Genomic DNA, 23,729 nt, shown 5'->3' with positions numbered 1-23,729 from the left:
CGAAAAATATTTTTTTGACACCCCACCAACGGCTCAAACCGTTGATAAATCAACATTTATAGAGGGAGGTTATTTAAACAAAAACCTTATTCTTTATATGGGAGCTAGCATTTTAATCGGAAGCTTTATTGGTGGGTTTGGTTCTCAAATGATGTCAGAAGAAGGTATTAACTTCGTATATGGAATTTTAGCGTTAGTCGCTGCTATTATGATGTTTGTTCCGAAAAAAGGCATTGATGACCTGCCACTTGATCAAGTAACGTTTAATAAATGGTTAGCTGCTGGCTTAGCTTTCATTGTGGGAGTAGGATCTGGTATTGTCGGAGCAGCGGGAGCCTTTTTATTGGTACCGATTATGCTTGTTGTTCTTAAAATTCCAACACGTATGACAATCGCCTCTTCTCTAGCCATTACGTTTATCTCATCAATTGGCGCAACGGTAGGAAAAGTAACGACTGGGCAAGTTGATTACGGTCCAGCTCTTATTATGGTTATTGCAAGCTTAATCGCCTCTCCTCTTGGAGCAAAGGCAGGGCAAAAAATCAATACAAAGGTTTTACAAATCGCTCTTGCACTATTAATTTTAGCAACGGCAATTAAAATATGGATTGATATTTTGTGAGCGTAGAAATTATTCTGCGCTTTTTTCTGTTGTGAAAATGTGAACAAAAGTCGAATTTTGTCATTAAATGCTATGAATACCTATCCGAAATGAATATTTTTATGATAAAATAAAAATATTATGTTCGTCTTGCTTCATTAGAACTGCTTTGTGACTAAGGGTTTGTTAACGATTAAAAGAATGGAAAGACCAAAATAGGTTAACACTTGTACAAAAATGTATTTTTTGTGAGCTTCTTCTTAGAAGTTAGTCAAATAAATAGTGAGTTGTTATTATTTAAGAAGAGCATGGAGTAGGAGACTACTTAAAACTACTTTTTTACTGCAAAGGCGGTAAAATTGACAAAGGAATGAAACAAACAATCATGCAAAGTACTACAAAAACAAATCATCATGCTGAACAAGCATCGTTACCAAAGCAAACGTTTGTGGCGATTTTATCCCAAACCATTAAAACAGGCATTATTAAATCGAATTTAATACCTATGTTTGCCGGGTTAACCTTAGCTTTGTACACATATGACATGAGTCTGTTTGATAATATTCCTGAAATTATTTTAGCTTTTATCGGCTCTTTCCTTGTGATCGGTGCAGCTGGGGCTTTTAATAACCTCTACGATCGCGACATCGATGCCATTATGGAAAGAACAAAAAGCAGACCGACTGTAACCGGTGAAGTGAAACCAACATTTGTATTAGTACTTGCAAGCAGCATGGCCATTCTCGGAATTGGAGCTCTTGCATTAACGACACCACTCGCTGCCTTGTTAGGATTTCTAGGGCTGTTTTTTTATGTGGTTCCGTATACAATGTGGACAAAGCGCCGCACAATTTATAATACAGAAGTCGGAAGTATTTCAGGGGCAATGCCTCCGTTAATCGGATGGGCAGCTATTTATCCAGACGTGACTCATCCAGCCATTATAGGATTATTCGTTGTAACTGTTATTTGGCAAATGCCACACTTTTATGCCATTGCGATCCGTAAACATGACGAGTACAAAGCAGCTAATGTACCAATGCTTCCGGTAGTTAAAGGGTTTGAGCGCACGTACATTCAAACAAATAGTTACCTCGCAATTTTAGTTGTCATTAGCTTTTTATTCGGAACGTTAAGCATAGGTTTAATGCTCGTTGCCTTGCTATTAAGCGTTGCTTGGTTTGTGCTTAGCATTACGGGGTACCGAAAAATGGATAAAGAAAAATGGGCAAAATCAATGTTTATTTTTTCACTAATTCATATGACGGTGTTATTTTCAACAATTATTATCTATTCATTAATAGGTATTTTCTTTAATATTTAAATCGAAAAGAGGCTGGGACATAAGTAATTCAGCCAATGATAAACCTGAACGATTGAGAGTTTCTCACTTTTAATCGTTCAGGTTTATTGGTTGATTGTGAAAACAATGTTGGAAACAGGGTGGAATGGAGCGTAGGACACTCGACTCCTGCGGGAAAGAGAGGGAAAACGGAGATCCCGCAGCGCAGCGAGGAAGCTCAGGTTCCTCCCCGCGGAAAGCGAGTGGCCGTAGCGCAATGGAACGAACGTGTTGAGACAAACCAAAAAGATTGGAACAGCTATTGTTCGTCTCTTAGAAGCAATCATTTTGTTATGTCCCAAACTCTTTTTTTAAATAATAACTGTTTAAATTTTCTAAAAAATACTTGCTGTTATAAAATGATTCGGTATATGATAAATATGAAACATACCAACCGGTTAGTAAGTATAGCCAATTCTGCGAGGAGGGGAAAAGATGCATGTGAAAGAGCTCTTTGACCTAACAGGTCAGGTCGCAATCGTAACGGGAGGAGGCCGAGGCCTTGGTGAACAGTTTGCAACCGGATTAGCTGAAGCGGGTGCTCACGTTATCGTTTGCTCTCGAAAGTTGGAATCTTGTGAAAGCGTATCCGAAAAAATAAAAGAACTAGGCGTTGAATCGTTAGCAATACAGTGTGACATCACGAATCAAGAAGATGTTAAAAACGTGGTGGATACGGTCATTGCTCAGTTTGGAAAAATTGACATTGTGGTTAATAACAGCGGAGCAACATGGGGATCAAAGGTGGAAGAGATGCCTTTAGAAGCTTGGCAGAAAGTGCTTCAAACAAACGTAACAGGCACATTTTTAATGGCTCAAGAAGCTGGAAAACATATGATACATGCTAAAAAAGGCAAGATTATCAATATCGCATCGGTCGCTGGATTTGGAGGTTCACATCCAGAATATATGAATTCTATTGGCTATAACACAAGTAAGGGAGCCGTTATTACGTTTACGAAGGATTTAGCCGTAAAGTGGGGACAGCATAACATTCAAGTAAATGCAATTGCTCCAGGATTCTTCCCGACGAAAATGGCGGCTATGACGATGAGAGAAGGAAGAGATTACTTTTTAGAACAAACGCCGCTCAAGCGTTTTGGTACAGACGTTGATTTAAAGGGAGCAGCTGTTTTTTTAGCATCAAGAGCTTCCGATTACGTCACAGGTGATGTTCTAGTTGTAGACGGGGGGTTGCTCGCAACATAACTTATTAAATTTCAAAAGGCGGCGGAGAAAATGAAAGAGCGCATCATGGAAACAAGCATTTTACTATTTGCAAAGAAAGGCTTTAAAGAAACGTCCATTCAAGATATTGCAGATGAATTGAACGTGACCAAAGGAACCTTTTATTATTATTTTAAAAGCAAAGAAGAAGTGCTGCTTGATATTCACCGCTCATATATTGAGCACTTAGTTGAAAATCAAGAAACCATTTTGCGTGCTGATGAGCTGTCTTGCGCAGAAAAACTCTATGAGATGATTTTTAAATTAATTTACGATATTAAAAAAGAGGGACTGCGAGCTAAAGTGTTTTTTCGCGAAATGCGCCATTTGAGTGATAACCACCTTTTAAGCATTGTGCCAAAGCGTGATCAGTTTAAAATGAATCTTCAAGATCTAATTGAAGCTGGAATAAAAGCTGGTGAATTTAGAGGGGACTTGCCAGCAGATATCGTAACGCTTGGAATTTTAGGCATCACAAACTGGAGCTATTTTTGGTTTCAGCCAAGCGGAGAACGTTCATCACAAGAAGTAGCAGCGATTTTTTATAACATGCTAGTAGATGGACTACAGTTGAAAGGGGAATAAAAAAATGATCATTAAGCATATAACAGTTGTAGGTGCAGGGCAAATGGGTCATCAAATTGCCATCTTAGCAGCTTTAGGAGGTTATGAAACTACGATTCACGATATGAATGAACATTCACTCAATAGTGCAAGAAATCAGCTTCATACACTGTTAAATCGGTGGATTAATAAAGGGAAATTAACCGTAAAGCAAAAGGATGAAGCGCTTGTTAGGCTATCGTATACTACTGATTTAAAAGAAGCTGTTTCTACTACTGACTTTGTGATTGAAGCGGTTGTTGAAAAGCTTGAAGTAAAGAGAAGCGTATTTGCTCAGCTTGATGAGTATGCGCCAAAGCACGCTATTTTAGCTTCCAATAGCTCGACAATCGTTAATTCTTTACTAGCTTCTGCAACGACTCGACCTGATAAAGTCGTAAATATGCACTTTTTCTTCCCACCGGTAGTCATGGACTGTGTAGAAGTTGTCATGAGTGAGAAAACAAGTCAAGAAACAGCAGCGATTACCATGAATGTATGTAAGCAAATGAATCGTACAGCAGTCTTGCTTCAAAAAGAAATCTCTGGTTTTATCGCTAATCGTATTTTAGGCGCTCTTCATAAAGAAGCGATGTTTCTTTACGAAAACGGTTATGCGGACTTCAAAGATATTGATTTAATTTGTAAAAAAGCGCTTAATCATCCGATTGGACCATTTGAATTAATGGATTTATCCGGTATTGATGTTGGCTACTACGTAATGAATCAGCGCTATGCAGAAACGGGAGATCCAAGCGATTTACCTCCCGAATTCCTAAAAGAAAAAGTAGAAAAAGGAGAGCTTGGGCGCAAGACGGGAAAAGGGTTTTATACGTATGAAAAAGAGCATATCAAAAAATAACGAGCAATCACCAAAGAAGAGGAGAGGTTAAACATGAGCGATACGAAAATTAAAGTGAGATTTTGCGAGACAGATGCACTGGGTCATATTAACAATACAAGCTATTTTATTTATTTAGAAGAAGCGCGAATTGATTTCTTTGAAAAAATGGGTGTGAAAATGGATTCAAGCAAGTGGGCTTATTTAATTGCTTCCACCAAATGTGATTTTATTGCCCAAGGGTATTTTAATCAAACACTTGTTGTTTCCACGTACGTAACGCGCATCGGTCATAAAAGCTTTACGATCGGTCACGAAATTACGGACAGTAAAACGAATAGGTTAATTGCTAGAGGAGAAGCGGTTCTTGTTCACTTCGATTTTGACTTGCAAAAGAGCGTACCGCTTCCAGATGACGTGTGTGCGTTTTTACAGAATTATTTACAAACTGTTTAAGAGAGGGAGTGGAAACAATGTTTCAAGACGTAAAACCATCGTCGTTTGGCGGTACGTTCATAGTGAAGGCTGCGTCTGATGCGTGCACTCCAGAAGACTTAACAAGTGAGCAAAAGCTAATCGCGCAAACTGCTAGTCAGTTTGCGATGGAGTGCTCAGTGTGTAAAGTATATAGCTCTGAAGCATTCGACACGGTGGTGGACGAAGCGCTTCAGCTACACGGCGGTGCTGGGTTTATTCAAGATTACGAAATTGAATCAGTTTATCGCGATTCGCGTATTAATCGGATTTTTGAAGGAACAAACGAGATTAATAGACTGGTCTTACCGATGCACTTTCTGCGAAAAGTAAAAAGTGGAGAGCTTGTTTTAAATCAGGAAACACTTGAACAAGCATATGGCGCTATAAAAGAAGAAAATGACCTTCTCCCTCTTGAAAAGAAGGCTGTTCACACAGTGCGCTATCTTCTTCTATTACTTTTAAGTGAAGCATTAAAAGTAGCAAAAGAGCATATAGTCCACGAGCAAGAAGCCTTAATGAAGCTTTCAAACCTTGCTATTGGTTTATATGCAATGGAATCAGCCGTCATCCGAACGGAAAAAGCAGTCAGGAAAAATGGGAAAGAAAACGAACAGCTGAAAGTTGATCTGACAGAGCTAGTAGTGGATTTAACGATGCGCGAGGTAAGAGATGAAGCGACGCAGCTTATTAACGGTATTGCTACTGGTAAAAAGCATCAAGCTCTTCACTATGAACTTCAGACTGTAATGAGCGATTTTCAATACGAAGGCACGTTTACTAAAACGCGAAGAGTGGCAGATTCATTGATTGAAAGCGATCGTTATACGGGGTACAGACAGCAAAACGGAAATATTGTACGTTAAGGTTGGAACCGTTGATATAAAAGGGATGTTCTAATAACGTTCGTTTATGGTTCTTAGATAAATAAAGCCATGTATACCCTTAAAACGACCAATTCACAGCCCCAAAACCCACTACCAAAATCAAAGTACCGTTTATTAAAGATTAATACCTTTTTGGTAAGGTCTTAACGTACACATAATAGGCAATTTTTATAGTTTTATCTGCTTACCGTACAAAATTTCCGAAATGTTGGCGAGACCCCTATACGTGTTAACTAAAAAGGAGGAGTAAAAATGAAAGCGATTCAATTCAAACAATACGGTAGTCCAGATGTACTAAGAGTGATTAATTTGGCAAGACCCGTCCCGAAAAAGAAAGACGTTTTGATTAAAGTAGAAGCGATTGGTGTTAATTACGCTGATACGGCTAGAAGAGAAGGAGCGTACGTTGTTGATACGCCGCTTCCGTTTATTCCTGGTTCTGAAGTGGCAGGAGAGGTTGTTGAGCTTGGTGAAGAAGTAGAAGGAATAAAAGTTGGAATGAAAGTCGTTACGCTGCTTGGGTCACACCGAGCAACAGGGTATGCGGAGTATACGCTTGCCGATTCTAGAGGTCTTATTCCGCTGCCGGACGGAGTTGATCTTAAGCAAGCAGCTGCCTTGCCGCTTCAAGGCTTAACAGCGTATCACATTTTAAAAACGATGGGGAGAATTGAAAAAGGAGAAACTGTTGTGGTACACGCTGCTGCAGGAGGCGTTGGTACGCTTGCTGTGCAGCTTGCGAAAAAGTTTGGTGCTAACGTAATTGCCACAGCGAGCTCAGATGAAAAGCTTGCTATTGCCAAGCGTCTAGGAGCCGATGTTCTCATTAATTATACGGAAGCAGGATGGCAAAACAAAGTGATGGAAGAAACAAAGCACGGAGCGGACGTAATTTTAGAAATGGTTGGAGGGTCCATTTTTTACGATTCTCTGCATTGTCTTGCGCCGTTTGGCCGTCTTGTATTCTACGGAATGGCAAGCGGTCAGCCTGTAAAATTTAATCCAGGAAGGCTGATGGAGAAAAACCAGTCCGTAATGGGGTTCTTTTTACCACAAATGATGGCAAAGCCTAGTTTGTATCAGCAAAGTTTACAAGAGCTGTTAACCTATATGAAAAACGGCGAGCTTGAACTGCTGATTGGTGGAACGTATCCACTTGAAGATGCAGCGCATGTTCATCGTTTATTACAAGGAAGAAAAACGACAGGAAAACTTATTTTAGTACCATAAATTTTCGAACTAAGAACATTTGATTTTACAGATGTTCTTTTTTTTAGTATTATATATAAGGTTACAGATCGTAACGTAAATGTAAGATTTTCAATGTAAAACAACCTATATGCATTATATCTTGCAAATATGAACAGATAGGTGGAAACAAAAAAATGAGTACTAACAAACCTTATAGAGTTCTTCTCTATTACATGTATGTTCCAATTGAAAACGCAGAGGAATTTCGTGATAAGCAGTTTGCGCTATGCGAAGAGCTTGAACTAAAAGGAAGAATTTTAGTAGCTTCTGAAGGAATTAATGGAACAGTTTCAGGAACAGTAGAACAAACAAATCGCTACATGGAAGTAATGAAGCAAGACCCTCGCTTTAGCGAAATGGTCTTCAAAATAGATGAAGCCGATGAGCATGCGTTTAAAAAATTACGCGTTCGCCATCGCCCAGAGCTCGTAACATTACGTCTTGAAAACGACATAAACCCACTTGAAACAACAGGTAACTATTTAAGTCCAAAAGAGTTTTTCGAAGCAATGCAGCAGGAAGATACGGTTGTAATTGATGCGCGAAACGACTATGAGTTTGACTTAGGTCACTTCAGAGGTGCAGTACGCCCAGATATCCGTAATTTCCGCGAGCTGCCAAACTGGATTCGTGAAAACAAAGAAATGTTTGAAGATAAAAAAGTCTTAACATACTGCACGGGCGGTATCCGCTGCGAGAAGTTCTCAGGCTGGTTAAAAGAAGAAGGCTTTGAGGATGTAAGTCAGCTTCACGGCGGAATTGTAACATACGGTAAAGACCCAGAAGTGCAAGGTGAATTATGGGACGGGCAGTGCTACGTGTTTGATGAGCGTATCAGCGTTCCTGTAAACCAAAAAGAACACGTAATTGTTGGTAAAGACCACTTTGACGGACAGCCTTGTGAGCGCTACGTAAACTGCGCAGATCCAGCGTGTAACCGTAAGATTTTAGCTTCTGAAGAAAACGAGCACAAATATTTACGCAGCTGCTCTCACGAGTGTCGCGTAAATCCTCGTAACCGCTATGTAAAAGAGCACGGTTTAACGGACGAGGAATTTGCACAGAGAGTAAAAGAAGTACAAGAACTAGCAACAACATAAAAAAACAGCATTCATTTAAGGCTCAAATCTCACACGATTTGGGCTTTTTTGGTTTGAATGAGTTACATACAAACCATTTATTTTTTTACAGGTAAAGCAGGAATGAAAGAGATATGAATGGAAAATAATGAAAAAGAAAGGAGTGTGGAAAGAATGAAGCATTTTATAGGTATCTTCACTCTAGCAGCTGTATTGACCGGATGCCAAGATCAGGCAGACGAGAAAAAGCAAGTTCCACCCACAAATCCCAAGGAAGAAGTTGAAGAAACGGTGACTACGCCGAAACCATCACAACCGATTAAGCAGCCTCCAGTTCAAGCAGTGGATGAAAATATCCACTTGTATATTAAGAAATATGCAGAGGCTTATGCAAAAGCCGTTACAGCAGGGTCAATTAAAGAAATCAGTCCGTTTTTGAAAAAAGGTAGTGTTCTATACAACGCGGAGCTTGCAAAAATCAATGAGCTAAACTCAAAGAAGATCTCGTATAAACTTTTGAACGTGAAGCTAATGGGCCTTCAAAAAACGGATGATGGGTACGTCATTAAAGTAGAAGAGTCCTTTGAACAAGCGGAACCTGGGAAAGGTTCACAAACAGTAATGTTTAACAAATCGTATACTACAAGCTACAAAGATGGTAAATTGATGATTGTAGATATAAAAGAGGAAGCGTAAACCAGTTAGCTAATCGTGCAACTGGTTTCTTTTTAGAGTATATTTATAAATAAAACTATGTTCTAAATAATCATTATAAGCGGAAGTTATTGAGGCAATTAAAGCACAAAAGATTAGGGGAACGGTTGAAAAAACGTACGCGTTAGCACAGGCTAGTGCTATTTTATCAGGAGAAGAAGTTCAACATTTATCTAAAGCAGAACACTTGCAGCATTTTATGAACTTTTACACGATGCTCGCCAAAGAGTTTGAAGCATATCTAGAGGGAGACGTTAATTTTGAGAAAGATGGATTTGGGTACCACCAGCTTCCCCTTCATTTAAGTGAGAGTGAGCAGCAGGCGTTTTTAGAAGACTATAAAAAGCTGATAGATAAATATCAGCTTAAGCCACGAGAAGATCGCCGTATGCGTACGATGGCCGTCTCATTTATTCCAGAACGTCAAAGAGGAGAGAACTAAGATGCGGGAAAAAGAACTTCAGCTTACAGCTGTTAAGGCCATGCTAACAATTCCTGATGAGAAATCAGGTAAGAAGCCAGCTGTATTAATAATTAGCGGGATTGGTCCAGTAGATTATAACGGAAACACCAAAAAGTTTGCGAGCAACGTTTATCGTGATTTAGCAGCGGTCTTTACAGAAATGGGATATGTCACACTTCGTTATGACAAGCGAAATCTCGACGCGTTTTACAAAACGACGTTAACAGACCTCATTCAAGATGCAAAAGAAGCTTTTCACGCTTTGCAAAATCAGCCTGAAGTAGATGATAAGCAACTATTTATTGCGGGACATAGCGAAGGAGCAATGATTGCTACAATTATTGCGGAAGAACTTCATGCTATAGGCTTAATTTTGCTAGCTGGTGCAGGACAAAACCTCATCGAAGCAACTGAGTATCAGCGAGAACGAGCTTATAAAGAAATCTCGGCTCAAGGTGGGTTTAAAGGTTGGTTATTCCAAAAGCTAAAGGTTATTGAAAAAGATCGACAAAAAGCTGATAAGCTTTTCAAGCGTTTTAAAGAAGCAAAAGAAGACGTTGTGCGCGTGCAGCTTGTTCGCATGAATGCAGCATGGTGGAGAGAGCATATGGTGGTAAATATGCATCACTATTATGAAAAATTATCGATACCCATTTTAGCTATAACGGGATCAAAGGATGTGCAGGCAGATCCTAACGCACTTCAAACTCTAAAACCGTATCCTACAATTGAAACAGTAATCATTAAAGATATGAATCACGTATTAAAAATACAAACAGAAGAGCCTTCCATGATGAAGCTGCTGAAGCAATATAAGCAGACGTTTTCACAGCCGATTGCACCAGAGCTATGTGACGTAATGGGAAGCTGGCTTACGAAACAAATACAAGGAAGGAAGTCTCATGAATAAACTGATTTTAATTATATTTACTATTGCTGTTATTGCACAGCTGACGGGGATTGTTCTTTTATTTATAAATGCCAAGCTCGCCCTTCAGGTTTTTCTCTACTATGTGGCGGCAATTATTCTATTAGTTCCTTTACTAATCATAAAAAAACGGAAAACAAAAGAGGAGGATCCAAATGATTATCGTGACTACTGATAATGTATCAAACTATCAAGTAACAGAAACAATTGGGTATGTAAAAGGAAGCACGGTGCAGTCTAAAAACATCGGTCGTGATATTTTAGCAGGCTTAAAGAATATTGTAGGAGGAGAAATTAAAGAATATACGGAAATGATGGATGATGCTCGAAAAATCGCAGTTGCGCGCATGGTTAGAGATGCTGAAGAAAAGGGAGCAAATGCCATTGTCGGCTTCCGTTTAGTCAGTTCAGCTATTGCCAGTAACGCTTCTGAAATTGTGGCGTACGGAACGGGTGTGAAGGTAGTTAACAGTTAAGAATAGTCGATATTTCACCATTAAAAGTGACAATTGAAGATATTAAAGTAATTAAATTAACAGATCTAGACGAAGAGTTTGCTGAAGGTCTAGAGTGGATGTCTGACACAAAAATTAACCCAGAGGAAACTTCTTATGTTCAGGTTAATTACACTGCAGAAAACACATCTGACAGCAATATTGAATGGTACGATATTATGAATGTTGTTACCGATAAAGGTGAACAAATCGACGGACAACTTAAAGATTTTATTTCTGATGACGGAGATTCAGATTCACAATTCATTGGTAAAGTTAAAAAAGAATATACAGATGGTTTTGTTGTAAAAAATGAAGATATCAACTCTGTTAAGCTAGTTTTTGGTTATACTGAAGACGAAGACTATAACGAAATTACACCTGAACAAACGGTTGAATACACGTTTGAATAAGAAAAACTGCCGAAGGGAATTCCTATCGGCAGTTTTTTATACACAGATAGTTGGAATCATACATATAAAGGCATTATCCCTTTGGACGTACAAAACAATTTCTTACGAGCTGCATACAGTACAGAAATGTTGAAAAAAACGGATGGAAGAATCGGAGCTGTGGGTAGCGCTCGTAGAAACTAAAGTAGTGCGCTTTGCAAACTTTACACCAGTTAATGAAAAATAGGAAAGTGAGCTGCTAGCGATTTACTTACTGCCAGATTATCAAAGAAAAGGAATTGGTACAGCACTTTTTGCAAAAGGAAGCCGTCATGTCAAAAAAGTGATTGTCCATGTTGAGCGCGAAAACCAAAGTGGCATGTCCTTTTATCGTACACAAGGGTTTACAGTTACAGATGAGTTTGATGAGGATTTTGACGGGCATCTCCTACAAACCGTTCAAATGACTCTTCAAATAAAGTAAAAGAATCAGTGAGTTAATACTGATTCTTTTTACGAACTCATTTTTATTAAACTATGTTCTAAATAAACAACAATATTAAAAACCTCAGTACTTAAAACCTTTTCACAATATCATAATTTATTCATAATAACTACCCTTTTCATAAAAATAAAAATGCCTTTCTTTCTTAAAACGAGGTTGCTTTTCTTTTATAGAAAGCTTACACTAGTAAAGCATATTAAAAGGATGGTGTTTTATGAAAAATAGAGATAATGTGATTCCTTTTACTCCTAAGAAAAACCCTTCGCATTATTCCCCAGCTTCCGTTAAGTTAGATAAGAAGTTAGTGGAGTTTCTCGAAATCATGGACTTTGATGATCGTAATGATTTTTTAAACGAAATGATTGATTCATTCTTTCAATATGTAAAGAGTGAAGAAGACGAAGTGCAATAAACGATAGGAAAACATCTTAACCAAACAGATGTTTTTTTGTTTGGTTTTATTTGTCTCCCCGACAAATGAGTTTTACTAGTATCTTCTTAGTAAAAGGCACAGGATATACGAATATATAGATGAATACATTCATTTTCACACATAATCTTCTCAACATATTTTCTTATTCCTAAAGTAAAAAAAGTGAGCTCAATGCTCACTTTTTTTGTTTGGACATTATAATAGAAAGAACTGAACAAACCAAAGCTTATACGCAATCATCAGAGTGCTCAGCATAATACCTGAAAACGCAGCAACTTTGTTTACTTTTCCTAATAATCCTACAAGTCCTAATAAAACGGGGACTATTTGATTAAAAACGATATCATAATGTAATAAAAAAACTTTAAAATAAATTCTTAAGAGTCAATTTGACTAAGTTATATGACATAAAAGACACCATTTAGACAAGTTGTAACAAAACTAATAACCCTTTGAAATAATTCTGTAATAAAACTATAGTATTCTTTATTTACTGAATTGGAAAAAGGGGAAAATTTTGATGAAAAAACTAATTATTACGTCAAGCTTAGTTCTATTATCATTGTTTGGAACAGCGACTGCAACATCTGCGGCGTCAACTACATATAAAGTAAAAAGTGGAGATACATTATATAAAATTGCTTCTGTACATAAAGTGTCGGTAAAAGACATCCAGTCATGGAATAACTTAAAATCAGCAACAATTCGTCCGAATCAAGTGTTAAAAGTAGCCAAGCCACAAGCGGCTAAAACGTCAGCTAAGCCAGCAGCAAAAGCGCCTGCTCCTGCTGCAAAAAAAGAATTTACGGTGACAGCTACGGCTTATACAGGAAGCTGCAAAGGATGCAGTGGCATTACCGCAACGGGCATCAATTTAAAGAAAAACCCTAACTTAAAAGTCATTTCTGTTGACCCAAAAGTAATCAAACTAGGTTCTAAAGTGTGGGTAGAAGGCTACGGTACTGCAATTGCGGGTGATAAAGGTAGCGCAATTCGTGGCAACAAAATCGATGTATTTATTCCAAATCAAAAAGAAGCATTAAAATGGGGACGTAAAACGGTCAAAGTTCGCATTCTATAGTCTTTAAATCATTAGCTAAATGGTGTTCTGCTATGGTATACTAAAGTCACCATTTGCTTTATTGATTAATCTTTGTTTCTCATGGCCTACTTATTCCAAATAAGTAGGCTTTTTGTGTTTTCTCTTTGAATGAAACAATGGATACAGGGTATACAAACAGTAAGGTCAAAATATTTTTAAAGGAGAGAATACGAATGGAAACAGTGAATACAGGTGAGATTTTTACCATTGTGGATGAAAATGAACAAGAACAGGATGTTGAAGTTTTAGGAAAGTTAACCGTAGACGGAGAAGAGTATGTTGCTGTTGCGTTTGTTGAAGAGCTATTGATTGAATCAGAAGAAGATATTGACGTCTTTTTCTTTCACATTGAACCAAACGGCGAATGGGCTAGCATTGAAGACGATGAAGAATTTGAACGCATTTCTACTTTATTTGAAAATACGCATTAAATCAACTACGGCAGTCGCTGTGGTTTTTGCTCCCTTATATTCCCGCTTATAAAACCACACTCACTTTCAAATTCTATACGTATCTACACGATATAAGAGGTAGGGCATGTTTAAGAAATTAATGGTTATTTTACTTTTGATTACCTGTTTTTTTCTGCTTTTTCAATGGGATGTAAAACAAGGATATAAAAAGTACACGAAGGCTCACCTATACACGGAAACTACAGCGTATACCGGAAAGCTAACGATGTTTCCAGAAGGAAGCAAGCTATATACATCATTATTAACAGACATGAAACAAGCGAAAAGCTATATTTACCTTCAGTTTTTTATCTTTCGAGATGATCCAATTAGCATGAAGTTCATTGAATTACTAAAAGAAAAAGCCAAACATGGCGTGGACGTCAAATTTTCGGTGGATCGCTTTGGTGGGAAAGACATTTCATCATCATTAATTAAAGAGATGGAAGAGAGTGGCATTGAGTTTGCATTTAGTCGACCTTTGCAATTTCCTCACCTTTTTTATAGTTTAAATCACCGAAATCATCGAAAGCTCGTTGCAATTGACGGCCATACGTCTTATATTGGCGGATTTAATATTGGAGAAGAGTATTTAGGCAACAACGAAAAGTTAGGATATTGGCGTGATTATCACCTTCGAATTCAAGGGAACGGTACGTATGAAATCGAAAAGCAGTTTTTAAAAGATTGGGGAGAAGATACGGGCGCTACTAAAACCCCCATTCTTTAAACAACACGGCGTCTTCGAACAATCAATCAGCCTATCAGCTTGTTTTCGCAACGGGAGAAACGCTCGAAAATCAAGTGTTAGATATTGATGACATTCCTATCTGGGAAAAGTTATTAGTAAATACGCCTGAATGGATTTACTATTATTTTTAACAAGCCGACGCATATTACGTCAGCTTGTATACTTCTCTGGCCGTTGCTTCAAGTATGTACATGACAGGAAGCTGAGTAGTGATGTTAAGTGGAAGATTCGCGATTTCTCTACGCTCTTCCGTTGCGTAGTATGGAATGACAATATGCGATAGGTGCGCTAAGGTAGAGGATTTTGTGTTGGTAATGCTGATAATCTTGCTTCCTTCTTCCTTTAACCGCGTGACTTGATCCACCGTTTGCGGGGATTCTCCTGACACGGAGAGCGCAATGGTAATACTATTATCAAGTTGCTGAGCGTTAATGGGAAAGTAGGGGTCATTAATCGCAATTGAAAACTTTCCTAAGCTTGAAAAATAACGTGCTCCGTACTGCGCTAATATACCTGAACTTCCAAAGCCAACGAAGAGAACATGATTAGCTCTTACGACCTCATGGGCTGCTTCGGTAATAACTTCATCAAGATTTCCCTTTAATGTACGCTCCATAAATTCATACGCGAACTCTTTCATTCCTTTTACACTTTCTTCGCTTTCGCATTCTAAATACAGCTTTAGCTTTACTTTAAATTCACTAAATCCGTCACAGCCTACTTTTCTACAAAAACGTAAAATTGTTGAGGTAGATACGTGAGTGGCAGTTGCCAAGTCTCGAATACGCATATAGATGACCTGTTCACCGTTGTTTAAAATATAATTGTAGATGTTATAATCTAAGTCATTAAACGTTGAAATAACTTCACTTGAAAACATAATTAATCTCCCTGTGTAACAGTATGTTTTTATTGTGTAACAAGTTTCATTATGAGAGACACGTGTCTAAATTGCAAAGAAACCTATTCTTTCACAGCAAAAATATATACAATTACACTACATTATAAAAGGATGGTGCTTAGATATGGCAAACGTAACATTAAAGTTCCCAGACAATTTCTTATGGGGAGGAGCAACGGCAGCGAATCAAATTGAAGGTGCATTTGATGAAGGTGGAAAAGGGTTATCTGTTGACGATGTGATTGAACGAATTAAGCCTGAAGACCGCAAGAAACTCCACCTGCCGTTCCCGACATCAAAAGAAGTTAAAGACGCATTAGCAGACGAAGAAAATCGCCATTTCCCTAAGCGATATGGCATTGACTTTTACCATCGATACAAAGAGGATATTGCGTTATTTAAAGAATTAGGTTTCAAAACGTTTCGCATTTCCATTGCGTGGACGCGTATTTTTCCAAACGGTGTGGAGGAAGAGCCTAACGAAGCTGGACTAGCTTATTACGATGACTTATTAGATGAATTAAGAAAAAATGATATTGAACCGATTGTAACGCTGTCTCATTATGAAATGCCTCTACACTTATCTCTTGAATACGGAGGCTGGAAAAATCGCGTGGTAGTTGACCATTTTACACGCTATGCTAGAACTGTATTAGAACGATATAAAGGTAAGGTGAAGTATTGGATTACGTTTAATGAAATTAACTCCATTTTAATGAGCCCTTTCATTAGCGGAGGCATGCTGCGAGACAAGGTTGAAGAAGGAAAGCTGTTAGAAGCAACGTTCCAAGCAGCACACCACCAGCTTGTAGCAAGCGCAAAAGCGGTAGAAGCATGCCATGAAATAAATCCAGAGGCTCAAATTGGCTGCATGGTACTCGGGATGATTAATTACCCAGACAGTCCGCACCCAGAAGACGTACACGCAGCGCTAACTGATCAGCGCAAGACGTTTTTCTTCACTGATGTTCAAGCGCGCGGTCATTATCCAGCATACATGAACCGTTTCTTCAAAGAACATGATATCGCGCTTGATATCCATCCGGAAGACGAACATACTTTAAAGAACAATCTTGTAGACTTTGTTTCGCTTAGTTACTATATGTCAACGGTGTCAGCAAGACCAGAAACAGCTGGTGAACAAGCGGTAGGCAATATTTTAACTAATTTAAAAAATCCGTACCTAGAAGCATCAGATTGGGGATGGCAGATTGATCCTGTTGGCTTGCGCACCCTGCTCAATATGTTTTATGAGCGCTATGAAAAGCCATTGTTTATTGTGGAGAACGGACTTGGTGCATTTGATAAAGTCGAAGAAGACGGCAGTATTCATGATGACTATCGCATCGATTACTTGAAAAAACATATTGAACAAATGAAAGAAGCTATTGCTGATGGGGTAGAGCTCATTGGCTACACGGCTTGGGGGCCAATTGACTTAGTCAGCTTTTCCACGTCCGAAATGTCAAAGCGCTACGGATTCATTTATGTGGACCTTGACGACGAAGGAAACGGTACGCTAAATCGTTCGAAAAAAGATAGCTTTTATTGGTATCAGCGCGTGATTGGAAGTAATGGAGAAGAGCTTTAAGTAGGAAAGAGGCTGGGGCTTGTCCCAGCCTCTTTTAATTTAATTCGTTTTTGGCGTTCCGTGAATACAACCTGGAGCTGGCTTAAGAATAGGGGCTTGTCCAGTTGCTTTTGGTTCTTCAATATATGAAAACTCTCCTTGTCCATCAATGGAAGGACCACTTGCCCATCTACCTTCTTTACTTAAGGATATCCAGTACTATCATTAGGACTAGCTCCTAAACCATTAACAATTGCATGCTGTGGATTCATTCCACCCATAATACTTTTAATAACAGGGTCTTGAGCTGCTTGTTCTTGTTCTTCTACTTTCTTCTGTGCCGATATCTAGAAGCATATCTCTATACTTTTTCTCTCCTCGACAATTCCAATCTTGAAATAAATACTGCATCATAACAGAAATTTCTCCGTATTGTCCGCCTAATACTTCTTGAAGCTTCTTTGCATAAACGGGATCTGGTTGAGTAGGTTTTGCTTTATATTGAAGTTCTTTTACGTGGAAAAACATCATATCACTCCTTAGCTGATATGTACACTACGTTAGGGTGTTCAAACAAGTAAGGAATATACATCTTTTATAGGAAAGGAAATACCTCAAACTTAAACGTATAATGAAACATAATGAAAATTCAACAGCAACCTTAAAACAAGAACTAAACGATCGCAATAAACAATATATTGATGTTCGTACACCGGGAGAGTTTCGAGGGAATAAAATTCGAGGATTTACGAATATTCCTCTTCAACAGCTTGACCAAAATACAAGCAGCTTATTAAAAGACAAAGAAGTTATTGTTATTTGTCAAAGCGGGATGAGAAGTAAAGCAGCATGCAAGCTTCTTAAAAAGAAAGGCTTCAATCACATTACAAATGTTAAAGGCGGAATGAATGCTTGGAATTAATATGAATCAGGAAATAGAAAACGATAAAATGAATTTAATAAACAAGCCCAAGAAAAACTAAAGCTACTAGTATAATCAAACGGAGGAGGGATGAGATGAGTAATCAAGATATAAAAGCTAAAGAAACAACGAAAGATTCAAAGTATATTCAGCAGCATCTCGCGAATGAACGAACGTTTCTAGCTTGGCTTCGAACGGCTATTTCAATTATTGGTGTGGGTTTTTTAGTAACAAATCTACACTTTACAATGCGAGCTACACTATCTCCGCTTGGTGATCAACTTGCAGCAATCATTGGCATTTTATCTGTAGGAGTAGGAATTGTTACGATTATTGTTTCAGCTGTGGCATATGTGAGAAAGATTGAAGCCATTAACAGTCAGACATTCCGCCCAGCCGTCATCAGCATGGTACTTCTCGGTGTATTTGTCATTATTATTTCGCTTATTTTTGGCACTTATTTCTTTATCATTTAATAAGAGCTTTCACAGCGTAGTATGATTAACTGTTCAAGGGCAATCATCCGATCAGCTTCAGCAGTTTATATGGGGTGTTATCATTGGTTTGCCTGCGACTATCATCATGCTTGCTGGTGTCTTCATCGCATTGAAACATCACCTTCCGCTTATAGCTGCTATAGCAATAGGTATCATGTGCTGGCTAGTATGTTTAAGTTTACAAAAGGGAATTGAACTACTTATCACAGTAAGATGATATGGTTCAATCGAATCATACTGCGCATGAGAAACTTATGCTAAGATTGTAAAATACTAAATGATAAGCCATTATATAGAAAAAATGGATAGTAGAAGTGGAAAAGCAAATGATTGTGAGGTGACAGCACCATAATGAAAGCTCTTTATAATAGTTTTGCAAATTTGTTTTTTCTCTTAGGTGGATGCTTTTTAATAAGCCCGCTGTTATTATATCGCTTTATTCACAGTGATTATGACCGGTATATCTGGGTTATTAATGGTCCTTATCCGTTTAGTCATTTAGGAAGCGGCCCCTTTCAAATACTGGCAGGAGTTTTATTTCTTAGCATAGCGGTTCTTTTTCTAGTTACGGGTTTATTATTTCGAATCAGCGCAAAAAACGTTGAGTTAGACTGACGAAAAGCGGAGGAGAAAAGATGAAAGATATTATTGCAGAATTAGAGAGAATGAAAAAAGATATTTCGGAGCGTTTCGATAGTTTAAAAACAAATATCGAGCAGGGTTTAGGCGGAATTGATAAACAGATTGAGTCATTGGAAAAGTTGCAAACATCACCTAAAAAGCAAAGCGAATAACATATACATAATCAGTAAGCGAGTATTACCAAAAAGGACGATAATGTTTATCTCAGACTGTAGACAAACTGGAAGAAATCCAGTTTGCCTACAGTCTTTTTTATTTTACAATGGAAGTACTACATAACTTGAGGTGATTGACATGCTTTCGAAACATAATCCCATTCAACGAGATCAATTAGAAATGATTACGTTAAATCAATTGGTACCGGCCAGCCACTTGGTTCGTAAAATAGAGGCAGCACTTGATTTTTCGTTCATCTATGACTTGGTGAAGGACATGTATTCAGAAATCGGTCGTCCCAGTATTGATCCTGTCATCTTAATTAAATTGACCTTCCTTCAATACACGTTTGGAATCCGGTCCATGCGCCAAACGATTGAACAAGTGGAAACCAATATGGCCTATCGCTGGTTCCTTGGGTATGGTTTCCACGATAAAGTACCTCATTTCTCTACGTTCGGAAAAAACTATGAACGCCGTTTTAAAGATACCGATCTGTTTGAACAGATTTTCTATCGCATCTTAAAGGAAGCTGCCGAGAAAAAGCTAATCAGTGCCGAGCACGTTTTCGTGGATTCGACCCATGTTAAAGCGAGTGCGAACAAACGCAAATTTGAAAAGAAAGTCGTTCGCAAAGAGACACGCGCGTATCAAGAACGCCTTCAAGAAGAGATTAACCAGGACCGGGAAGATCACGGAAAAAAACCATTTCCTCCGGACAAGTTTGAGAAGGAAGAGAAGAAAGAAATCAAAGAAAGCACCACCGATCCAGAGAGTGGTTACTATGTGAAGGATGAACGGACGAAGCAGTTCGCCTATTCTTTTCACGCAGCCGCGGATCGTAACGGTTTTGTGCTTGGCACCATGGTCACACCTGGCAACACACATGATAGTCAGATTTTAGAGCCATTGGTCGGAAAGGTCATCGAGAGAGTCGGAAAGCCTGAAGCGGTCGCCGCAGATGCCGCATACAAAACTCCTGCGATTACCCGTTACTTATTGGAACAGGGGATGACCCCTGCCTTGCCATACACACGACCACGTACGAAAAAAGGTTTTTTCCGAAAACATGACTATGTGTATGACGAATACTTTGACTGTTATCTTTGCCCGGCAGGTGAGATCTTGGCCTACTCGACAACGAATAAAGAAGGATATCGGGAGTACAAATCGCCAAAACAGATTTGTGCGACATGCCCATTTTTAGCCAGATGTACGGAGAGTAAAGACCACCAGAAAGTGGTGACGCGTCATATTTGGCAGGAATACGTAGAAGAGGCAGACCATCTTCGCTATCACGCAGAGGTGAAAGAGATTTATGCCAAACGTAAAGAAACCATTGAGCGTGTATTCGCAGATGGAAAAGAAAAGCATGGCATGCGTTGGACAACGTTAAGGGGACTTAAAAAATTGTCGATGCAGGCGATGCTTACTTTCGCTGCCATGAACCTGAAGAAGATGGCCAACTGGACGTGGCAAGGTCCAAAAATGGCCTAAATGATGAACTCGAAGAGGTCTGTCTTTTTATTAAATAGCTTCAAATCCCATAAAAAGCTAAAAAGGGGTTCGGAATGAGACCATTCCGAACCCCTTTTGTCGACAAACTGAATGTTTATCTTCCTTTTTGGTTTGTTAACACGTAGTAAAAAAGAAACACGGGTGCTAGCCTGTGGGAAGATGAAGAACGTTATTCCTCATCTTCAAAAACAATCATCACTCCAACAATCTCTTTTAATCAATTATATTTTACTTTTACCTCATACATTCCGTCACCATAACCAGATTTCGAGATTGCGCCGTTTGAAACTACCACCCCTTGCTCATTTGAAATGTCTACATCATCTAAATAATTTAACAGACGGATCAAATAAGCTAATCGCGTAGCGGGCACGGTTGTCGTATTCATTCATCATAAGTCTGGCTTGACCAACGAAGCGGCCGTTATATTCTACGCACCATTCAAGTTTGTTTTTACGAATAGCTTCGACAAATTTTAATGTACGCTCTCTTGTTTTGGGCTGAATATCTGAAGGGGTACCACCATACATTCGGACGAGCTCTGGATGTGTTTCTATTTGAAGATAATCATCAACGTCACGATCAATGGGTTGACGAAGTATTACTTTTTCACCTTGGATAATAGGAACATCATTCACTTACTTCACCTCATTTATGTAGAAGGTTTATTTTAACCTGTTCTTTCAAGTAGACATACTGTTGGGCATTTGTATCTTGAAAAGCTTCACTGCGACTTGAAGGAATATGCTGATACGATATAGGTTGATTAAACTGCGAAGCGGTTAGGTCGTAGTATTCATCATTAATCCGATTGTAGAAGTGCCAACCTTCAGCAGCGGGTGTTTTTACAATATATCCTCCAAACAAGTCGTGGATTACTAAAGATGTGACCCCACACTGACCTTTGGCTGGATTTTCTTTCGTCCATTTTGAGCTAGAGTGGAGCGACCATGCCCTTGTGAATACGCTAAATAGGGAGGCGATATCAATATTTAATTCATTCACACAAAACCTCCGTTGTTAATATTTTCTATATTATACCTGATTATGTAGGATATTGCTAGATAAAGACAAAATCTAGTGAATAAAATGAACAAAATGCACATAAAAGACGTTTTACTTATTAAAATGTTTGGAAAAAGATGCTACAGTTGTAGTATGATATTATTATCAACACTCTATTTAAAAGTGATTTCGGTGTTTTAGATGCGAAATTTTTTTACTTTTTCATCACTTTTGAATAGTTTCTAATCATCATACAATTAGACTGTGATATAGTTATAGTAGTGACGAAAAAGATAGGTTCCTACATCGCATCTCGGTTTAGCTAATTAAGAAGGGGAACATCTACATCTTTTTTGAAAATTTAGGGGATGGGGAAGGTTATCATGAGCAACGTACAGACAAAAACAGACGTTATCTTAATAGGCGCCGGCATTATGAGCGCGACTTTAGGGTCGTTACTCAAAGAGCTGGCACCTGAGTGGGAAATTAAAGTATTTGAGTCACTGACAGACGCGGGAGAAGAAAGTTCAAACGAATGGAATAATGCAGGAACGGGGCACTCTGCATTATGTGAGCTTAACTACACATCTGAAAAAGCAGATGGATCTATCGATATTACAAAGGCAGTAAATATTAATGAACAGTTTCAGCTATCAAGGCAGTTCTGGTCTTATCTCGTAAATAGTAACTTAATTGGTAATCCTAAAGACTTTATCATGCCGATTCCACATATGAGCCTAGTACAAGGTGACCAAAATGTTTCCTTTCTGAAGAAGCGTTTTGAAGCGCTTTCAAAGAATCCGCTATTTAAAGGAATGGAATTTTCAGATGACCCAAACAAGTTAAAAGATTGGGTGCCACTTATTATGAATGGTCGTAAGGTAACTGAACCAATCGCGGCAACTAAAATTGATGAGGGGACAGACGTCAATTTTGGTTCTTTAACGCGCATGCTATTTGATCATTTGAAAACAAAAAACGTAGAGCTTAACTATCGACATAGCGTAAAAAACATTAAACGTACAAGCGATGGACTTTGGGAGCTTAAAGTTCAAAACTTAAATACGGGTTTAACTGAATACCATCAAGCTAAGTTCGTCTTTATTGGAGCTGGTGGAGGGAGCTTACCGCTTTTACAAAAAACAGGTATTCCTGAGTCAAAGCGTATCGGTGGATTCCCAGTAAGTGGACTCTTCATGGTCTGTAACAACCCGGAGGTTATCGAGCAGCATCATGGAAAAGTGTATGGAAAAGCAAAAGTGGGTGCACCACCGATGTCAGTACCTCACTTAGACACGCGTTATATTGGAAACAAAAAAGCGCTGCTGTTTGGACCATTTGCCGGGTTCTCACCAAAATTCTTAAAAACAGGTTCGAATTTAGATCTTATTGGCTCAGTGAAGCCAAACAATATCTTAACAATGCTTGCTGCTGGGGTTAAAGAAATGGCCCTTACAAAATACTTAATTCAACAGGTTATGTTGTCTAATGAAAAGCGTGTGGAAGAGCTTCGTGAATTTATTCCAGATGCAAAAGGAGAAGACTGGGATATTGTTGTAGCTGGTCAGCGCGTACAGGTTATTAAAGACACTGAAGCTGGCGGAAGAGGAACGCTTCAATTTGGTACAGAAGTTGTAAGCTCTTCAGACGGAACGGTAGCTGCGCTTCTAGGTGCATCACCTGGAGCTTCAACCGCTGTTCACGTCATGCTTGAAGTATTAGAAAAATGCTTCCCAGATCAAATGAACGCTTGGGAGTCAAAAATTAAAGAAATGATTCCATCATACGGCATGTCGCTTTCTGACAATCCGGCGTTTTTCGAGAAGATTCATGCTTCAACTTCGCATACGCTTGGCTTGAGTGAGAAGGAATCGGTTTATAATTGAGAGAATACTATAGTTAGAAAAGAAGTAATTTTCCATTATCTAATCGTTTATAAAGCATGGCGAAGCCATCTCCATCAAAATACAAACATTTAT

The 23,729-nt window shown here is 38.6% G+C and carries 31 protein-coding genes and 1 pseudogene; 28 read left to right on the top strand and 4 right to left on the bottom strand.

All coding sequences use genetic code 11. From position 1 onward, the window contains the following. The 21 genes from AC1UFB_RS15835 to AC1UFB_RS15735 all read left to right on the top strand — a co-directional run. The coding region (locus AC1UFB_RS15835; RefSeq protein ID WP_482589481.1) for a sulfite exporter TauE/SafE family protein at positions 1-622 on the top strand (622 nt) is incomplete at its 5' end. A 349-nt stretch (positions 623-971) separates the two neighbouring features. Next, positions 972-1,925, top strand: coding sequence for a heme o synthase (cyoE, locus tag AC1UFB_RS15830; RefSeq protein ID WP_025907958.1), 954 nt, complete (start codon positions 972-974; stop codon positions 1,923-1,925). A gap of 119 nt (positions 1,926-2,044) precedes the next feature. After that, entirely contained in the window at positions 2,045-2,401 is a 357-nt protein-coding gene (locus tag AC1UFB_RS15825) for a hypothetical protein (RefSeq protein WP_482589480.1), read from the top strand. Continuing rightward, on the top strand, positions 2,379-3,152 hold the full coding sequence (locus AC1UFB_RS15820; protein WP_025907957.1) for an SDR family oxidoreductase: 774 nt from the start codon (positions 2,379-2,381) through the stop codon (positions 3,150-3,152). The genes AC1UFB_RS15825 and AC1UFB_RS15820 overlap by 23 nt, the downstream gene beginning before the upstream one ends. A gap of 30 nt (positions 3,153-3,182) precedes the next feature. After that, a complete protein-coding gene (locus tag AC1UFB_RS15815; protein ID WP_062686886.1) occupies positions 3,183-3,755 on the top strand; it encodes a TetR/AcrR family transcriptional regulator in 573 nt (190 codons plus the stop codon). Positions 3,756-3,759: 4 nt separating this feature from the next. Continuing rightward, positions 3,760-4,635 carry a 3-hydroxyacyl-CoA dehydrogenase family protein gene (locus AC1UFB_RS15810; protein ID WP_025907955.1) on the top strand — a complete coding sequence of 292 codons (876 nt, stop codon included), beginning with the start codon at positions 3,760-3,762 and terminating at the stop codon, positions 4,633-4,635. Between the two features lie 33 nt (positions 4,636-4,668). Continuing rightward, a complete protein-coding gene (locus tag AC1UFB_RS15805) occupies positions 4,669-5,070 on the top strand; it encodes an acyl-CoA thioesterase (protein ID WP_025907954.1) in 402 nt (133 codons plus the stop codon). Positions 5,071-5,087: 17 nt separating this feature from the next. Further along, positions 5,088-5,954, top strand: coding sequence for an acyl-CoA dehydrogenase family protein (locus AC1UFB_RS15800; RefSeq protein ID WP_482589479.1), 867 nt, complete (start codon positions 5,088-5,090; stop codon positions 5,952-5,954). Between the two features lie 273 nt (positions 5,955-6,227). Further along, the gene (locus AC1UFB_RS15795) at positions 6,228-7,205 is read left to right on the top strand and encodes a quinone oxidoreductase family protein (protein WP_061786252.1); all 978 of its coding nucleotides are present in this window, start codon (positions 6,228-6,230) and stop codon (positions 7,203-7,205) included. 155 nt (positions 7,206-7,360) lie between these two features. Next, entirely contained in the window at positions 7,361-8,326 is a 966-nt protein-coding gene (gene trhO, locus AC1UFB_RS15790) for an oxygen-dependent tRNA uridine(34) hydroxylase TrhO (RefSeq protein ID WP_482589478.1), read from the top strand. Positions 8,327-8,479: 153 nt separating this feature from the next. Then, positions 8,480-9,001, top strand: a complete 522-nt coding sequence (locus tag AC1UFB_RS15785; protein ID WP_078989716.1) for a TcaA NTF2-like domain-containing protein — start codon at positions 8,480-8,482, stop codon at positions 8,999-9,001. Positions 9,002-9,218: 217 nt separating this feature from the next. Further along, positions 9,219-9,461, top strand: a complete 243-nt coding sequence (locus AC1UFB_RS15780) for a hypothetical protein (RefSeq protein ID WP_157803604.1) — start codon at positions 9,219-9,221, stop codon at positions 9,459-9,461. Between the two features lies 1 nt (position 9,462). Beyond that, positions 9,463-10,392 (top strand): alpha/beta hydrolase, encoded by a 930-nt coding sequence (locus AC1UFB_RS15775; protein WP_482589477.1) that lies wholly within the window; start codon positions 9,463-9,465, stop codon positions 10,390-10,392. Next, positions 10,385-10,585 (top strand): hypothetical protein, encoded by a 201-nt coding sequence (locus tag AC1UFB_RS15770; RefSeq protein WP_025907947.1) that lies wholly within the window; start codon positions 10,385-10,387, stop codon positions 10,583-10,585. Before AC1UFB_RS15775 ends, AC1UFB_RS15770 begins: the two co-directional genes overlap by 8 nt. After that, positions 10,566-10,886 (top strand): YbjQ family protein, encoded by a 321-nt coding sequence (locus tag AC1UFB_RS15765; protein WP_025907946.1) that lies wholly within the window; start codon positions 10,566-10,568, stop codon positions 10,884-10,886. Before AC1UFB_RS15770 ends, AC1UFB_RS15765 begins: the two co-directional genes overlap by 20 nt. 98 nt (positions 10,887-10,984) lie before the next feature. Further along, entirely contained in the window at positions 10,985-11,317 is a 333-nt protein-coding gene (locus AC1UFB_RS15760) for a hypothetical protein (RefSeq protein ID WP_482589476.1), read from the top strand. A gap of 235 nt (positions 11,318-11,552) precedes the next feature. After that, on the top strand, positions 11,553-11,780 hold the full coding sequence (locus AC1UFB_RS15755) for a GNAT family N-acetyltransferase (RefSeq protein ID WP_328100841.1): 228 nt from the start codon (positions 11,553-11,555) through the stop codon (positions 11,778-11,780). 235 nt (positions 11,781-12,015) lie between these two features. Then, positions 12,016-12,213 carry a hypothetical protein gene (locus AC1UFB_RS15750; RefSeq protein WP_061785118.1) on the top strand — a complete coding sequence of 66 codons (198 nt, stop codon included), beginning with the start codon at positions 12,016-12,018 and terminating at the stop codon, positions 12,211-12,213. A 541-nt stretch (positions 12,214-12,754) separates the two neighbouring features. Continuing rightward, on the top strand, positions 12,755-13,315 hold the full coding sequence (locus tag AC1UFB_RS15745) for a 3D domain-containing protein (RefSeq protein WP_025911279.1): 561 nt from the start codon (positions 12,755-12,757) through the stop codon (positions 13,313-13,315). 194 nt (positions 13,316-13,509) lie between these two features. Then, on the top strand, positions 13,510-13,767 hold the full coding sequence (locus AC1UFB_RS15740; protein WP_025911278.1) for a DUF1292 domain-containing protein: 258 nt from the start codon (positions 13,510-13,512) through the stop codon (positions 13,765-13,767). Between the two features lie 106 nt (positions 13,768-13,873). Continuing rightward, positions 13,874-14,518 carry a phospholipase D-like domain-containing protein gene (locus tag AC1UFB_RS15735; protein WP_482589475.1) on the top strand — a complete coding sequence of 215 codons (645 nt, stop codon included), beginning with the start codon at positions 13,874-13,876 and terminating at the stop codon, positions 14,516-14,518. 166 nt (positions 14,519-14,684) lie between these two features. Here the strand turns inward: AC1UFB_RS15735 and AC1UFB_RS15730 are convergent, their stop codons facing one another. Then, the gene (locus AC1UFB_RS15730; protein ID WP_482589474.1) at positions 14,685-15,419 is read right to left on the bottom strand and encodes a MurR/RpiR family transcriptional regulator; all 735 of its coding nucleotides are present in this window, start codon (positions 15,417-15,419) and stop codon (positions 14,685-14,687) included. A gap of 145 nt (positions 15,420-15,564) precedes the next feature. On the opposite strand from AC1UFB_RS15730, the gene AC1UFB_RS15725 reads away from it, so the two are divergent. Then, a complete protein-coding gene (locus AC1UFB_RS15725; RefSeq protein ID WP_328100673.1) occupies positions 15,565-17,031 on the top strand; it encodes a glycoside hydrolase family 1 protein in 1,467 nt (488 codons plus the stop codon). A gap of 39 nt (positions 17,032-17,070) precedes the next feature. On the opposite strand, the pseudogene AC1UFB_RS15720 reads toward AC1UFB_RS15725, so the two are convergent. Further along, positions 17,071-17,538, bottom strand: a pseudogene (locus AC1UFB_RS15720) (manganese catalase family protein). 103 nt (positions 17,539-17,641) lie between these two features. On the opposite strand from AC1UFB_RS15720, the gene AC1UFB_RS15715 reads away from it, so the two are divergent. The 5 genes from AC1UFB_RS15715 (at position 17,642) to AC1UFB_RS15695 (ending at position 20,724) form a co-directional block, all read left to right on the top strand. Next, entirely contained in the window at positions 17,642-17,932 is a 291-nt protein-coding gene (locus tag AC1UFB_RS15715) for a rhodanese-like domain-containing protein (RefSeq protein ID WP_051567203.1), read from the top strand. A 95-nt stretch (positions 17,933-18,027) separates the two neighbouring features. Beyond that, a complete protein-coding gene (locus AC1UFB_RS15710) occupies positions 18,028-18,408 on the top strand; it encodes a YidH family protein (protein ID WP_239429281.1) in 381 nt (126 codons plus the stop codon). 372 nt (positions 18,409-18,780) lie between these two features. Continuing rightward, complete coding sequence (locus tag AC1UFB_RS15705) at positions 18,781-19,044, top strand: hypothetical protein (protein WP_061785123.1); 264 nt, start codon at positions 18,781-18,783, stop codon at positions 19,042-19,044. 20 nt (positions 19,045-19,064) lie between these two features. Then, positions 19,065-19,223, top strand: coding sequence for a hypothetical protein (locus AC1UFB_RS15700; RefSeq protein ID WP_157803603.1), 159 nt, complete (start codon positions 19,065-19,067; stop codon positions 19,221-19,223). 142 nt (positions 19,224-19,365) lie between these two features. After that, positions 19,366-20,724: an IS1182 family transposase gene (locus AC1UFB_RS15695; protein ID WP_144594447.1), complete on the top strand. Its 1,359-nt coding sequence runs from the start codon at positions 19,366-19,368 to the stop codon at positions 20,722-20,724. Positions 20,725-21,065: 341 nt separating this feature from the next. On the opposite strand, the gene AC1UFB_RS15690 is transcribed toward AC1UFB_RS15695, so the two are convergent. Together AC1UFB_RS15690 and AC1UFB_RS15685 are read right to left on the bottom strand one after the other, a co-directional pair. Further along, positions 21,066-21,383, bottom strand: a complete 318-nt coding sequence (locus AC1UFB_RS15690; protein ID WP_100347810.1) for a GNAT family N-acetyltransferase — start codon at positions 21,381-21,383, stop codon at positions 21,066-21,068. Positions 21,384-21,393: 10 nt separating this feature from the next. Further along, positions 21,394-21,750, bottom strand: coding sequence for a YunG family protein (locus AC1UFB_RS15685; RefSeq protein ID WP_100347809.1), 357 nt, complete (start codon positions 21,748-21,750; stop codon positions 21,394-21,396). 383 nt (positions 21,751-22,133) lie between these two features. On the opposite strand from AC1UFB_RS15685, the gene AC1UFB_RS15680 reads away from it, so the two are divergent. Continuing rightward, positions 22,134-23,636: a malate:quinone oxidoreductase gene (locus tag AC1UFB_RS15680; protein WP_100347808.1), complete on the top strand. Its 1,503-nt coding sequence runs from the start codon at positions 22,134-22,136 to the stop codon at positions 23,634-23,636. Positions 23,637-23,729: the final 93 nt, after the last annotated feature.

The sequence above is a fragment of the Priestia sp. KCTC 13724 genome (assembly GCF_056820425.1).
This window is presented reverse-complemented; position numbering and strand designations above follow the sequence as displayed.